Source organism: Lactivibrio alcoholicus (assembly GCF_055390895.1).
Genome location: NZ_AP042471.1, coordinates 2270345 through 2284415, shown reverse-complemented (window position 1 = coordinate 2284415; position 14071 = coordinate 2270345). Strand labels below are relative to the sequence as shown.

The 14071-nt window shown below is 61.6% G+C and carries 10 protein-coding genes; 1 reads left to right on the top strand and 9 read right to left on the bottom strand.

What is annotated here, in order from left to right; all coding sequences use genetic code 11:
- Positions 1-63: 63 nt before the first annotated feature.
- Genes ACZ5IU_RS10460 through ACZ5IU_RS10445 form a run of 4 tightly spaced genes read right to left on the bottom strand, consistent with a single transcriptional unit; the run spans position 64 to position 5333 of the window.
- Positions 64-906, bottom strand: a complete 843-nt coding sequence (locus tag ACZ5IU_RS10460) for a methyl-accepting chemotaxis protein (RefSeq protein WP_464417018.1) — start codon at positions 904-906, stop codon at positions 64-66.
- A 13-nt stretch (positions 907-919) separates the two neighbouring features.
- The gene (locus tag ACZ5IU_RS10455) at positions 920-1690 is read right to left on the bottom strand and encodes an oxygen-binding di-iron domain-containing protein (protein ID WP_464417016.1); all 771 of its coding nucleotides are present in this window, start codon (positions 1688-1690) and stop codon (positions 920-922) included.
- 5 nt (positions 1691-1695) lie between these two features.
- On the bottom strand, positions 1696-4203 hold the full coding sequence (locus ACZ5IU_RS10450; protein WP_464417014.1) for a sensor domain-containing protein: 2508 nt from the start codon (positions 4201-4203) through the stop codon (positions 1696-1698).
- Positions 4204-4211: 8 nt separating this feature from the next.
- Positions 4212-5333 (bottom strand): MGDG synthase family glycosyltransferase, encoded by a 1122-nt coding sequence (locus ACZ5IU_RS10445; protein ID WP_464417012.1) that lies wholly within the window; start codon positions 5331-5333, stop codon positions 4212-4214.
- Positions 5334-5478: 145 nt separating this feature from the next.
- On the opposite strand from ACZ5IU_RS10445, the gene ACZ5IU_RS10440 reads away from it, so the two are divergent.
- Complete coding sequence (locus ACZ5IU_RS10440) at positions 5479-6885, top strand: mannose-1-phosphate guanylyltransferase/mannose-6-phosphate isomerase (protein WP_464417010.1); 1407 nt, start codon at positions 5479-5481, stop codon at positions 6883-6885.
- A gap of 19 nt (positions 6886-6904) precedes the next feature.
- Here the strand turns inward: ACZ5IU_RS10440 and ACZ5IU_RS10435 are convergent, their stop codons facing one another.
- The 5 genes from ACZ5IU_RS10435 to ACZ5IU_RS10415 are packed head-to-tail and all read right to left on the bottom strand — an operon-like array spanning position 6905 to position 14062.
- The gene (locus ACZ5IU_RS10435; protein WP_464417008.1) at positions 6905-8029 is read right to left on the bottom strand and encodes a hypothetical protein; all 1125 of its coding nucleotides are present in this window, start codon (positions 8027-8029) and stop codon (positions 6905-6907) included.
- Positions 7986-9449, bottom strand: coding sequence for a hypothetical protein (locus ACZ5IU_RS10430; protein ID WP_464417006.1), 1464 nt, complete (start codon positions 9447-9449; stop codon positions 7986-7988). The genes ACZ5IU_RS10435 and ACZ5IU_RS10430 overlap by 44 nt, the downstream gene beginning before the upstream one ends.
- Positions 9412-11259, bottom strand: coding sequence for a glycosyltransferase family 2 protein (locus tag ACZ5IU_RS10425; RefSeq protein WP_464417004.1), 1848 nt, complete (start codon positions 11257-11259; stop codon positions 9412-9414). The genes ACZ5IU_RS10430 and ACZ5IU_RS10425 overlap by 38 nt, the downstream gene beginning before the upstream one ends.
- Positions 11260-11265: 6 nt before the next feature.
- Positions 11266-12108 (bottom strand): hypothetical protein, encoded by an 843-nt coding sequence (locus tag ACZ5IU_RS10420; protein WP_464417002.1) that lies wholly within the window; start codon positions 12106-12108, stop codon positions 11266-11268.
- A 4-nt stretch (positions 12109-12112) separates the two neighbouring features.
- On the bottom strand, positions 12113-14062 hold the full coding sequence (locus tag ACZ5IU_RS10415) for a cellulose biosynthesis cyclic di-GMP-binding regulatory protein BcsB (protein WP_464417000.1): 1950 nt from the start codon (positions 14060-14062) through the stop codon (positions 12113-12115).
- Positions 14063-14071: the final 9 nt, after the last annotated feature.

Here is a 14071-nt window from a genome sequence, read left to right as displayed (position 1 = left end):
ATTCAGCCGATATGTCGTTTTTCAATAACCGCAAGAGATTATCACATCTCATGTCGGATTGCATTACAGACGAATCGTCTTAAGATTCTTCTGGGCGTGAACGATCGCCGAAATCGTCGCGGCCATGGATTCGAACTGAAGCGACGCATCCTCCATGACCTTCACGGATGCTTCCATCTCGTCGGAACTTCTCCGGATCGTTCCGCCCGCATCGGTCATCGCAGCATCCATTCGTTCCATGAAATTCTTGTTGGTCGAGAGAAACTCCGTGAACGACGCGAGCGACGTCCGGATCACGTCGAACATATCCGTAACCCTGCGGATATCGTCCATCGCATCCTGGACGGATGACGAAATTTCCGTGACCTTTTTCGCGATGGATTCCGAGGCGCTCTTCGTCTCGGCGGCGAGTTCCTGGACGTTTTTCGCCACGATCGCGAAACCGCGTCCGTGCTCCCCCGCCCGGGCGGCCTCGATCGACGCGTTGAGTGCGAGAAGGTTCGTCTGTTTGGCGATCCGCTGGATCTCCTTCGACATCTTTTCGATTTCAAGGAAGGACTGGAGCGTCCCGTAGGTCGCGTCCACCGTCCGGCCGACATCTTCGCTCATTCCCTCGAGGTCCGTGCCGGACTTCTCGAGGTCGCGCGCGAGCGTCTCGTTCATCTTGGCGATCCGTCCGACGCTTTCCCGCGTCTCCTCGCTCTTGTGCGAAAAGTCGCTCTCGAGCTCCGACAGCATATCCCGAAGCGTCGAGAAGCGCTCCGTCGTGTTCGAGATCTCGCCCTCGACGCGCCGGACCCGGCTGACAAGGACCTCGTCGAGCTGCGACATGAAAGAATTCATCAGGGTGTCGGCGAAATACGCCGACGCGAGGCGGCGGATCACATCGGAATAGGCGGCATCCATACCGGATCTCTCCTCACTTCCCGTAGATGTCACCCAGGACATCCGTGCCGCACTGGAGGCGCTCGAACCAGTCGAGGAACTTCCCGACGTTCTCCCCAGCCATGACGGCGCCATGTTGCGGAGCGATCACCGCGGGATCGAGCGCGCGCACGAGAGACACCCACTTTCTGCACGCGGCGTTCGACGCCATGTAGCGCCTGTGGAATCCCTCCATGAGGCGGATGTGGCTCTCGAAACTGCCCGCCTCGGGATACCGGCCGCCCTTCGGGAAGATCGCGGCGCCGATGTCCCCGGAAAAGAGGACGCGAGAGAGCGGGTCGAACAGCGAGAAGCATCCCGTGGAATGAAGGAAGTGCGACGGAATCAGCTTCACGGCTGCGCCGTTCCCGAAGGTCAGCGTCTCTCCATGGTCGGGGATGGCGGCGATCCTCTTCGTGTCGTAGATGCCGAAGTGCGGCAGGAAGCGGACCCAGAGTCCTGAGATGTGGACGGTTGCGCGCTCGGCCATCGAGAGCCAGAGCGTGATTCCCGAGGAGACGTCCGGATCCTGGTGCGAGTAGAAGATGTGACGGATCTTCCGGAGATCCACGATCTCCGCGACGTTGGCCAGAACCCTCGGGAAGACGTGCGCTCCGCCCGGATCGAGGAGCATGACCTCGTCGCCCGACGTGATGACGTACTGGTTCGTCTGAACCGCGGTCTCCTCTTCCTGTTCCTCCCATCCGAGGAAGAGGAATCTGTGCCCTCCCCGGTCGTACAGTGTCGTGGAACTGACGTGCTCCATAACGCTCAACCCCTTCCTGGAGTGGTGTTCCGTATGAAAGAAGCCCCGGCGTCCCCGCCCTTCAGATTCCTGACAGCTTCCCGCGGCGGCAGGGGGTGACCGAGAAGATACCCCTGGACCAGGTCGCACCCCTCCGAGCGCAGGAATTCGAGTTGCGCCGGCGTTTCGACCCCTTCCGCGAGAACGGAGATCCCGAGCGAATGCGCGAGATGGATGATCGTCCGCGAGATGGCGACGTTGCTCGCGTCCTCCGGGATGTTCGAGAGAAAGGATTTGTCGATCTTGATGATGTCGATCGGCAACGCCTTGAGGCGAGAGAGAGACGAATAGCCCGTGCCGAAATCGTCGATGAGGATGTGGACGCCCATGTCCCGGAGTCCGAAAAGCGTATTCTTCGCGCTGTCGACGTTCCCGATGATGCCCTGCTCGGTCACCTCGACGCCGACGGCCGACGGCGGAACGCCTGTCTCGTCCATGACGCACCGGATACGCTCGAGAAGTTTCGACGAGTGGAATTGCCGCGGAGACAGGTTGATCTCGACGCGGAAAGCCGGGACGTTCTCCTTCGTCCACTCGGCGCGTTGCCGCATCGCTTCGGCGAGAACCCAGTCCCCGACCGGGACGATGAGTCCGGAATCTTCGGCCACGGGAATGAAGTCCATCGGAGGAACGAGCCCCCGTTCGGGGTCGTTCCATCTGAGAAGCGCCTCCATGCCGCGGATCTGGCCGTCGGCGAGCGACATCATCGGCTGGTAATGCAGCACGAACTCGCGCTTCTCGATCGCGCCCCTGAGCGCGTTTTCCATGCGAAGCCGCATCGACGAGCGTTCGCCGAGTTCGGGCGTGAAGAACCGGTATGCGCTCGTTCCGATCTCCTTGGCCTTGCTCATCGCCATGTCGGCCTTCTTGAGGAGCGCATCGGGGCTCGTTCCGTCCTCCGGACAGACCGCAATGCCGATCGAGGCGCTGACGAAGAGCGTCTGTCCCCCCGCGAGCACGGGACGATCGAAGCTCCGCACGAGCGAGTCCGCCAGCGACGCGATCCGTTCGACCGATTCCGCGTCCGGGAGAAGAATGTAGAAATCGTCCCCTCCGACGCGCGTCACGGTCGGCCCCTCGCCGAGCGATGCCGACAGGCGTTCGGCAACCGCCTGGAGAACCTGGTCGCCGACGAGATGCCCCAGCGTGTCGTTGATGTTCTTGAAGCGGTTGATGTCGAAAACCATAACGCCGATGCGGGGTACGGGACGTTCCCGGTCCGCGAGTTCCTGCTGCAGGCGGTCGAGGAAGACCGACCGTGCGGGGAGCCCCGTGAGGTAGTCGTAGTTCGTCCGCAATTCGAGCTGCGCCTCCGCGAAACGCACTTCCGACAGATCGTTGAAAACCGAGACATATTCGGAGACGTTTCCTTCCCTGTCGTATACGGCCGTGACCGTCATCCATTCGGGGTAGACCTCTCCGTTTTTCCGCCGGTTCCAGATTTCGCCCTCCCACTTTCCGCGGCGCAGGAGCGTGTTCCAGAACCCCTCGTAGAATTCGCCGTCGTGACGGTCGGACTTGAGAATCCTCGGATTCCGTCCGACCGCTTCCGGCGCCGTATACCCCGTGATCGCGGTGAATGCGGCGTTCACGCGCCTGATCGTGCCGGCCGCGTCCGTGATGACGATCCCTTCGATAGTGTTGTCGAAGACGCTCGTGGCAAGCTGGAGCTCCTTTTCGGCGCGCCGGCTTTCGGTAATGTCCCGTGTCGTTCCGATAACGCGCACGACATTCCCCGCATCGTCCCGGACCGTCCTGGTGACGGCGAGCAGCGTCCGCTCGCCGCCTCCGGGAGGCAGCATCCGGTATTCGTACGACGCGGAATCGAGCTTTCCCGAAAGGATTCGTTCCGCAATCGCACGGATTTGCCCGCGATCGTCGGGGTGGACGAACCGATAGAACACGTCCCGGCCCGGCGTGCATTCATTCCGCGCGCAGCCGATCATCCGGAAGATGTTGTCCGACCAGATCATCGTCCCCGAGACGAGATCCATCTCCCACGACCCCATGTTCACGAGAGTCTGCGCTTCGTTGAGCATGTCCTCGCTCCGCCTGAGGTTCGCGAGCGTCCGCGTGTATTCCGTTATATCCCGTCCCATGGCGACGAGGAGGTTCCGTGTTCCGTCCTTCGAGAAGAACGGGACGCGGATCACATCGAAGGTCCTGGCCGCTCCGTCGCGATCCGGGATCGCGACCTCTCGCCGCGTGACGTCCCCGCTCCTCCACGTCTCTTCGTCAGCTTCCGATGCGCGCAGAAAGAGGTCGCCGTACGACGGGAAGAGGGCCGCAAGATCCTGAAATGCCGCTCCGGCATACTCCCTTTCGTCGATCCCGAAAAGACGTTTCGCCGTCCCGTTGGCGAAGAGCCACCGACCGGTTCCGTCCCGGATTACGAACATATCGGGGGAAACGTCGAAGAGTCGCCTCACGTCGACACCGCGTTCTCGAAATTCGGCGTCCGGAATCCGGTCCATGCGGCGATTCAGCTCCCCGCCGCGAGCGATGTCTCGCCCAGGATCGTTTCGACGAGGGTCGTCGCCGCGTTCGGGAACGCGAGGGCGCGCGAGCGCTTCCGCATCGTCGCGAGCTGCCGCCGGTCGCGCGAAAGCCGCAGGAATATCGAGCCGACGTCGTCCGCCGAACGCGCGAGGATCCCGGCGCCGTTCTCCTGGAGATACATGGAATTGTTGATCTCCTGCTTCGGGATGGGGTTCACGAGGATCATCGGAATTCCCGTACAGAGCGCCTCGCTGACGGTCAGGCCGCCGGGCTTCGTGACCAGCAGGTCGGAACGCCGCATGAAAGAGTCGAGATCGCTCACGAACCCGTACGTCGAAAGACGGACGTTCGGAGGCATATCGACGCGTTCGAGATCCCTCAGAAGGTCCCGGTTCCGTCCCGTCACGATCGTGAGATCCGTTTCGACGCCCGTTCGCCCGAGCGATCCCATGATGTCGAGCGCGAGTGAATTCGGAATGCTGCTCGTCACGAAGAGCGTCCTGAAACGTCCATCGGAGGACGGCTCCGGCGGAGTTCCGTCGCACCCGGCATACGCACGCATGACGGGGATTCCGGACATCGTGATCCGCTCCGCCGGAACGCCCCCGTCGAGCAGGCCGGTGCGGATCCATTCGCTCGCGATGAAATAGCGGTCGACGTATTCGTTGAGCCACATCCTGTGAAGGCCGTAGTCCGTGATGATCGTATAGATCCGGCCGCCGTAGAGCCCCTGTTTCTTCATGCGCGAAACGACGTTCAGCGGAAAGAAGTGCGTGCAGAGGATGACCTCCGGCTCATTTTCCGCGATGTACCGCATGAATTTCGTGACCTGGTTCATCGTGATGCTCTCGAGAAAGCGAAGCATCACGCTCTCCTCGCGGTTCTGGTCCGTGAGATCGTACATCATCCGGCACGCGAGGTGCGAATGCTCGCTCACGAACGCGTAGACGTCGCTGTACGACCATTTGAACAGATCGCTGGAGAAATCCAGAAGATCCATGATCACGTTCGGCACTCCCATGCGGTCGAACTCTTCCCGGACCGCACGGGCCGCCATGCGGTGACCGTTCCCGGCGGTCACGTAGACGATATGCACCGGCCTCATGCCGAAACCTCCCGACTCCGTGTGATTGTGATGCGTGATATCGGACACGAACGCCACAATTATACCCGACGCCGCATGTTAGAATGGTCCCCGGTATGCGACGGAACGTCGCCGATCAATTTCCGGACGGGAGGAAGATCCGTACATGGCCAATGCCACGCATAGAACGATGCACGCGCTCATTCTTGCGGGCGGAAGCGGGACCCGGCTCTGGCCGCTCTCGCGCGAGGAGCTTCCCAAACAGTTTCTGTCCCTGTCGGGAACGCGGACGCTGTTGCAGCAAACCGTCGACCGGATGTGCGCCGTCGTGCCTCCGTCGCGGATCCGTGTCGTCGCGTCGGAACGATGGCGGAGTCTCGTCACCCATCAGCTGAAAGACATCGTCGGAATTCCGAAGGATCCCGTCGTCGGCGAGCCTGCCGCGCGAAGCACCGCGCCCGCCATAGCGCTCGGCGCGACACACCTTCTGGACGAAGGAGCGGCCCCGGACGATCTGTTGCTGGTCTGCCCGAGCGACCACTATATCGCCGACCGGGAGGCATTCTCTCGCGCCGTCGAAATCGCTTCCGAAGCGGCGTCGGATGACGCGCTCGTCACGTTCGGCATCGTGCCGGAGTGGCCTGAGACGGGGTACGGCTATATCGAAGCTCCTCCTGACGAATCTCTCCCCTGGCGCAATGTATCGCGCTTCGTGGAAAAACCGGACGCGGCGACCGCGCAAGCGTACATCGATTCGGGGAATTTTTTCTGGAACGCGGGGATCTTCTGCTTTTCGATTACATCTTTCCTGTCCGCTCTCGACGAATACATCCCGGACCTCGGAGCGCTCGCCCGGCTGGGGAGCGCCGCGCTGACGGAGGCGTTCCCGTCGCTTCCTCCGGCTCCGCTGGAGTACAGCATCATGGAGAAGATCGGCGGCATCCGATGCGTACCGCTCGCGGCCGGATGGTCCGACGTCGGCTGTTGGGACACGGTCTACGACGTTTCGCCGAAAGACGTCTCGGGAAACGCGACATCAGGCGACGTTCAGCTTTTCGACTCGTCCAACACGCTGGTGCGCGGAGACAGGCGCCTGGTCGTCGGAATGGGACTGACCAATATGATCGTCGTCGACACGCAGGACGCGCTCATGGTGGCGAACCGCGGCTGCTGCCAAAACATGCGCGGCATGATCCACGCCCTGAAATCGCTGCACCGCCGCGAACTCGTCGAGACACCGGAGAGCACGCGGCCGTGGGGAACATATCGCGTTCTCTTCCAGGGAGACCGGTTCAAGATCAAGCATATCACCATCAATCCCGGTATGCGGTTGAGTCTACAGTATCACTTCCACCGTTCGGAGCACTGGGTGGTCGTTCGCGGAACCGCAAAGGTCTCCGTGAACGACAGGGAGCAGCTCTTTCACGAGGGAGAGAGCGTCTTCGTCCCGAAGAGCGCCGTCCACAGACTGGAGAACCCCGGGCGAGTCCCGCTCGAGATCGTCGAGATCCAGAACGGGGAATACCTCGGGGAGGACGACATCATCCGAATTCAGGACGACTTCAACCGGTAAAGGCGGGAAGACGCCGCGATCATTTCCCGGTAATTTCGAGATACTCCCGAAGCGCGAGCAGAACCGTGGCGGCGTCCCAGATCCAGGCGCCGCCATTTTTCGCCTCCCTTTCGAGACGCCGCGCCTCCGGCAAAACATCCAAAAGGACACGCTCCGCGAAGTTCCGGTCGCCGCACGCCAGCGCAAGGCGCAGGACGATCGCCATGTGGCCCGCCGACATCCGGTCGCATCCACGGTCGACGAAAGCCCGCTCTCCCGTGTCGCCATAGATGGCGTCTCCGATATCCGGCCATCGGGCGGCAATGAATGCGAGCGTTCTCCGTGCCGCTTCCGGAACGCTTCGCGCGATTCCGAGCGCGATCGCCGCGGAATCCCCCGGCTTGACGATGAAGTTCGGCGAAAAATGGAACGATGGAAGACACCCTCCGAAAAGAGAGTGAAGTTCGGGATCGAAGGAGCTGTGGAAGAGGCCATTCGGAAGAAACGCTTCGAGGACGAACGCGCGTGAACGCGCAGCAAGCCCTCTGAGGAGGTCGCCTTTTCCCGGGTCGCCTGCGGATGCCGCAAGCTCGTCGAGCAGATCCGGCGCGTACCCGAGCGTGTAGCTGTTCGGCGAAAACGCGCCGGTTCCGTAGTTGTAGTAGTTCCGGACGCGCCATGTCCGTCCGACCCCGTCTTCGTGCATCGCGTACCCGTCCGCAAGGTCCGTCGCCTCCCGAAGCAGTTCCTCGTCGCCGAAGCGGCGCGCTCCGGCGACGAGCGCTTCGACGCACAGCAGGATCTCCGTCGTTCCCGTGGCGTCCTTCTCCCCTCGACGGCCCAGACGCCACGAAACCGTCCGGCGGATGCGCCCCGCCACGTCAACCGAAACGACATACCCTTCCATCCCGGCGCGGATCTCATCGAACAGCCGCCTGTCCCCTGCCGCCGCGGCGGCGATCCACATCGTCGCACCGTCGACGGCGTACGAAAACCCGTCCTCCCGCGCAATCCTGCCCGGAGGGCCCGAAGCCCGAAGCGCAGTCGAAAGCCCGTCTGCTGCGCTCCCGACCGGGGACGGCACTCCGGATCGCGCCGGCGCAACCGCCGGGAAAAGAAGGCTATGGACGCACAACAGGAACAGAAACCGGCCGAACGTGTTCATGCTGTGTCGCCTCTTCCCGAAGGATCACCTTCCAAAATCCGTTGCCGAAAAAGATTCTTTCCGAGATCTCCCGCGTCGCGGACGACGGGAGCACCGCGATTCGCGAGGCGCTCCCCCTGGGCGCGCGGGAGACATCCGAAAGAAAGGCGAGGACGTCCGCGCCGTCTTCCGGCAACGACACCGGCTCGCGGGAACGCGTCACGCTTCTGAGGAATGCGGCCGTTTCCGCGTCCTCGGGGTACAGCGCGGCGATCTCCGGTTCTCCCTGAAGCGCCTGTTCCCACATCTCCAACAGCGACCATGTCCGTGGAAGTTCATACCACCCGACAGCCGAGAGAACGACGAGCAGCGTCAGTACGGGCACATTTCGCCGCCAGCCGCGGGGGGCGGCGGCCACGGCCGCGAGGCAGAGCATCGTCCCCATCGCGAGAACGAGGACGGGAATCTTTTCGTCGGAATCCCTTCCGAGAACGAACAGCGCCGCCAGAATCAGAAGATGCGCGATCCAGAAGGATTCGAAACGAACCATCCGGCCCCTGTCGCAGATCGTGAACGCTCCGTCGCGCGTCAGCATCAGTCGGCACGACGCGTCGTTTTCCGGATAGGACTGCCGGCCAATCACAAAGAAAATACAGGCGAGAAGGAGAAGGGAAAGCCGGCTCGAACCCCATATTGCATACAGGGCCCGGACGTTCGGAAAGAGCGGTCCGCCGCGCTCGTAGATCCAGTGCAGGAAGGCCCAGCCGCCTCCGAGAAGGGCAAACGGGGAGAACAGGACGATATAGAGCGCCAGCTTCCTGTCGCGATCTCCGGGAAACAGCATCCAGAGGATCATCGCCATGCCGATGACGTAATACAGCGCCGCGGGGTGGACGAACGGCGCCGCCCCGAGCGCAAGGCCCGCTACGAAAAGGAAGAACGTCCGTTCCAGAACGGCATAGGACAGGAGGGAAAACGCCGCAATGGAGCAGAACGCCAGAAGCAGCGCCCCGCCGGGACTCGTCGTCCCCGTGAACAGCAACGAAGGCGACGAGAGGGCGGCGAGGAAAAACGCGAAAAATCCGGGACCTTCAAGATGAGATCGCGTCGCAAGAAACAGAAGGACGCCCGTAAGCGTGGACACGCCCAGCGCACAGAGCACCCCCCATCCGGCGACGACGCCGTCCGGCGTCCTCCGGAAAAACGGGAAAACGGCTTTCCAGAGGACATGAACGCCAAGCGGCTTTCGCAGGATCGAGTCGGCCACGGAAAGCCCCTCGGGATCCCGCGCTTCGAGGAGCATCGGAAATGCCTCGGGAAGAAGGAATTTTTCCGCAAGCGGGACCGTCACCGTGCAGAACAGCGGCAACAACAGCGCCAGTGCGAAAAGCGCGCCTAAGAACTTACGCTGTCGGGTGTTCCGTATGGGACGCAAGTCCATGAGTCGTCTTCTCCCAATAGAACGGATTCGTCAGCAGCTGCCAGAGCGCCTTGTAGGCCGCCGTGGAGTGCAGGATCCAGTAGGCCGGATTGAGCAGCGCATAGGGTGTCAGCCAGAAGTACTGGCGCCGGAAGACCGCGAGCATGTTCATGTAGATCGCGACGGCATTCCCCAGAATGAGGTTCATATTCGAGATAACCACTACGGCGGGAGGAAAGTACGCATCCATCCATTGCGGACGGAGCGCAAGCCAGAGAATGAAGACGAGCCAGAGAATCGGGTTGATCAGAAACGTCAGGAAGGTTCCCCCCACCAGCAGCTGCAACCCCCAGAAGGCGCGCCAGCCCGCCTGACGGACGAAGCGGACGGGATGCCGCATATGGACGAGATATGTCATCATGAATCCCTTGATCCAGCGCGATCGTTGCCGGATCCAGTTGCCCGCGCGGCTGTTCGATTCCTCGTACGTCGTCGAATTGATGGTGGCGATCCGGTACCCCCTGGCGCTCGCACGGATGCCCAGATCCGCGTCCTCTGTGACGTTGAAGGGATCCCACCCTCCGAGGGCGCGAAGCGTCTCCACCCGGAAGTGATTCGATGTTCCCCCCAGAGGAATCGGGAAGCGGAGCGTCTCGATGCCCGGCAGCATGTAATCGAACCAGTACGAGTATTCCAGCGTGAACATCTTCGTGAGGAAGTTCTGCCGCGCGTTGAAATAGTTCAGGGCCGCCTGGACGCACGCGAGATTCTCCGGCCCCTTGGCGAAGGCGACGAGCGCCTTCTTGAGCTGGTCTCTGTCGGGAACGTCCTCCGCATCGAAAATCGTGAGGAATTCCCCGCGCGCGAAGAGAAGACCGTAGTTGCACGCCTTCGGTTTCGTCTTCGGGAACGAGTACGGCACGCGGACGATCTCGAAGTGCGCAGGCGGCTGAATCCGCCGCAGCGATTCGTACGTTTCGACGTCATCCTCCTCGAGCAGGATCTTCACGTCGAGCTTGCTCGTGGGATAGTCGAGCTTTTTGACCGACTCGATCAGCATCTTCACTACGACGGGCTCCCTGTACATCGGGAGAAGAACCGTATAGACGGGAAGATCCTCATCCTTCAGCTCCGCGACCTCTTCGTCCGAAACCTGCTGCCGGATCTCCGTGTGCGCGCCGGCCATCGAAGCCGTGAATTTGAAGAGAATCGAGACGAGATACAGGATGTTGACGAGGAGGACGATCCCGGTCCCCACAACACGCGGCCATTCGTATATACCGAAGAGCAAGGCCGTGACGAAAATGAAAATCGCCGCAAGCTGCGCGTTCGTGAAGGTCTGGATCGCCGACTGTTCGGGCGTTCTGTAGAAGAGTCCCATCACGGTTTCGTCGATATATGTCTGTCTGAAGACCGACATGAATGAGCGGGACATGTCCCGCTCGCTCGCGACGTACAGGACGATCTCCCGCCCGAGGCGCTCCGGAAGCTCTCCGCCGAAAACGGGGTCCGTGGGGTTGGAAGTCGCAAACGCGATCTTTCCGCCCTCTTCCCCGAGAGGGAGCGTCGAATGCGCGCGGAGAAACGATTCGCTGACGCGGGACAGAACATGGCGGAGCACGGCGGGATCCGGCGGCTCGGCTCCCGGATCGCGGTACGAGAGCGAAAACTGTTCCGCGAGCGCGAGCGCGATCTGCCGGGAGTTCACGAGTCCCAGCGCCATCAGGATCGTTCCTATCGGCGATGTCCACGTCTTCTGGATCTCCACCGCCCGGTCCAGCGTTTTCTGATCGATTGCGCCCTGCCTGAGAAGAATCGCTCCGAGTTTCATGTCGCCTCAGCGACGGGACGGAAACATCGTCGAAATGGAGAGTTCCACGTTCGTCCCCTCCCCCGTATAGGCTCCCAGAATGTCCCGATAGACGATAAGCGACAGCGAGTATCCGCCCGCGAGATGAACGACCGGTCCAAACCCCGCCTTCCAGAGCCTGTGTCCGCGTTTCGGGGCGGTCGGATCCGCGGGGTTCGGGCGTGCGATATGGTCGCTCTCCTCGACGTTCAGAGCCAGCTGCACTCCCCATGAGGGGGACAACGGCGTATAGAGGATTCCGTCGAACCGGAACTGGTTCGGCTCGTCGCCGTCGAAGGCGCGATACCCGGCTTCGAGATTCACGTAGCCGTAGCCGCCGCGCAGGGGCCAGCTCCTGCTCCAGACATAGCGGAGGTCCGCGTAGCGGTTCCCGGTTCCCAGCGCGACCGGAATCCGGTCGTCATATCCGGCCGGGACTCCGAACAGCAGCTGCAGGGCGGCGGCCTCGCTTCCGCGGTTCCAGAGCCGGCGTCTGAGTCCGATTTCTATGTCTCCGACGCCGCTGTCCGAGAGATCGGACGGCGACGCCTTCTCCTGGCGTTTCCAGGGAAGATTGAGAATGGCCGTGTACCGGTCGGTCATGCCATACTCCATGTACAGCCGCGCCTCGGTCTTCGAGAACGCCCCATCGAGAGCCTTTTTGCTCTCCCGCTGTTCGTCCCAGTACCAGGAGCTTTCATACCGCGCGACCGTCACGGTCATGTTCAGTGCGCCCTGGGGCTGCGTCCACGCTCCCGCGTGGGCGGCGGAGACACATGCGAGGACGAGGACTACCGGAAACAGTCCGCCGATCGCCCTCGGGCGATTCATGGGATCAGGACACCTTCCTTTTGTTCCCGAGCGCGATCTTCGCCAGAAGAGCGGTCACGAGAACCCAGATACCGAGCAGAATATAGCCGCGGTACCGGAACCAGATCCGTTCCGCCGTCGCCACGGGTTCGAGCGTGCGGACGCCCGTTTCCGGGCTTCTGGTATCGAAACTTCGCGAGAGTCCATCCTTCCCGTGAATGAAGAGCGTTCCATACATCTCTCCAGCACGCGCGGGATCCGTCGCGAACGAGACGGCCCGCCGCAGCGTCTCCGAATCCGCCGCGGTCGCCAGCAGTACGGGGCGGCCGGCGAAACTCCCGATTTCGAGCATTGCGTATCCCTTCGACGGTTCATGAGTAAAAACAACCTCTCCCGTGCTCTTCCGGTAAACGACACCCCCGATTCCGGGATCGAGCGGAAGGGTCCCTCGCAGCTGCTCCGGAAGAACGACGCTTTTCAGTGATCCGACGATGAGGGCATATCCCCGCTCTCCTTCATTCTTCAGATCCTCCAGAGGATGAAGGTCGGGGAGGAAAAAGACGTCTTCAGGATACTGTCGGTTCAGGAAAACGAGAAGATCAACCGTCGTCCTGAGGATCTCCGGATCGCGAATTCCATCCGTATAGACCGCACCGCGTGACATTCCGAAGAGTCCGAACGAGTCGAACGCCAGATTCCCGATCGGGAAGGTTCCATGCCCCGTCACGAAACTCCGGGAAAGAAGCCGCAAACGTGACGGAGTTCGGAGATACCGGCACAGACCCTCCGTGGACGGGTATTGTACGACCGCCCGGAGAGTGTTACGCGTGAAAAGGCCCGACTCCTTCGGCACCAGGAGATTCACGGCGAAACTTCCAGAATTGTCAAGCCTTTCGCTTTTCTCCAGCTTTCCGTTCCAGAAAAGATCGAGTCTCGGACGCCGGATCGCGTCATCGACAGGCGTATAGACCCCTTCGAGATGGAATGAGAGATCCGCCGGGGGCGTCGACATCAGTCCGGGGTAGACGGGAAGATCGGCCGCCGCGGAGAAATGCCCCGAGCCTTCCGTTTCGGCCGCAAACGCCGGGCTTCGATTCCCTGTTGTCCATTTTCGCACGGAAAACGCATCCCCCAGAACGGGGAAAACATTCCGCGCGGGGAGCGCCGAGATCTGCAACAGCAAGGCCGCGTCGTCCGATCCGACGATCGAAAGGTCTCCGGAAACCGGAGAGAATCCGTCCGGGAGAAGCGGCAGATCCGGGAAACGTTTTTTTCCCGATGAAATCAGAATCTTCGGCTGCGCGGCGGAGAAGGGTTCGCCGGCCACATGCAACGGAAAGGGCTGCCCCGGATACGTTTTTCGCAGCATCGACGCGATCCAGACGCCGGCAGTGGCTTCTCCGACCGTCGGTGACGGAGGGAGAAAGATCGCCGCGCCCGCAACGAGTGTGTCGAAAAAATCTGATGCCGAACGAACCGGCGGATGGCTGTAGCGGACCGTCAGACGCGAATCCGAGAGAATACCGTAGTACAGTCCTCCGCGCGACATATCGCTGCAGAAATCCTCCGTGATGAACAGCCGCGGTTCGATTCGAGCATGGAGGAATCCTCGCGACGCCACGTCCTCCGGCAACGGCAATGAGACAACCGGATTCTTCAGGAGATCCGCAACGCTTCGTCGGGTCGCAAGCCGGTCGTTGAGGAAAAACGAGAAGCTCGAAAGCGCATTGAGGGCGGACGAAGGGCGCAGCTCCCACGTCATGACCCCTTCTTCGATGGCGACCCGCGGCACCGGAAAGTATACCGACAACGGTGTCGCAGGCCCCTCGAAGAACATCTCGTCGGGATACCCGAGATCCCGAAGCGACAGGGAACGCGAATCCGCTACGGCGATATCACAAGCGGCGAAAACCGCGAAACATGCGGTCAATGCAACTTTCCACCATCTCGCACGATCCTTCGGATACGGAAGCACGGACTTCCC